The organism is Massilia eurypsychrophila (assembly GCF_002760655.1).
Taxonomy (GTDB): domain Bacteria; phylum Pseudomonadota; class Gammaproteobacteria; order Burkholderiales; family Burkholderiaceae_D; genus JAFCUW01.
Window position 1 is genome coordinate 1 of record NZ_PDOC01000096.1, and the last position, 485, is coordinate 485.

A 485-nucleotide genomic window follows, 5' to 3' on the forward strand; every position below is an offset into this window, starting at 1 on the left:
CGCCCGAACCCAGGACGACTCGACATGCTCAACTTCAAAGGGATGCGCTTTCCGATCGATGTGATCCTGGTCTGCATCCGCTGGTATGCGGCCTACCCGCTGAGCTACCGGCACCTCGAGGAGATGATGGAAGAGCGCGGCGTGTCGGTCGACCATTCGTCGATCAACCGTTGGGCGATTCGTTTCCTGCCGCTCATCGAGAAGATGGCCCGGAAACACAAGCGTCCGGTCGGCGGCAGCTGGCGTATGGATGAGACGTACATCAAGGTCAAGGGCGTCTGGAAATACCTCTACCGCCCTGTCGACAAGCAAGAGCGTCGACTTCCTGCTGACAGCGAAGCGCGACATGGCTGCGGCGAAGCGCTTCTTCGACAAGGCCATGGGAGCGAACGGCGATCCGGACAAGGTCGCGATTGACAAGAGTGGTGCCAACAAGGCGGCGATCGATGCGATCAACGCCGGCCGCGACGTGCCGATCCTGGTGC

The 485-nt window shown here is 61.0% G+C and carries 1 pseudogene; it reads left to right on the top strand.

What is annotated here, in order from left to right:
• Positions 1-24 precede the first annotated feature (24 nt).
• A pseudogene (locus tag CR105_RS27525) lies at positions 25-485 on the top strand (IS6 family transposase); the annotation flags it as partial.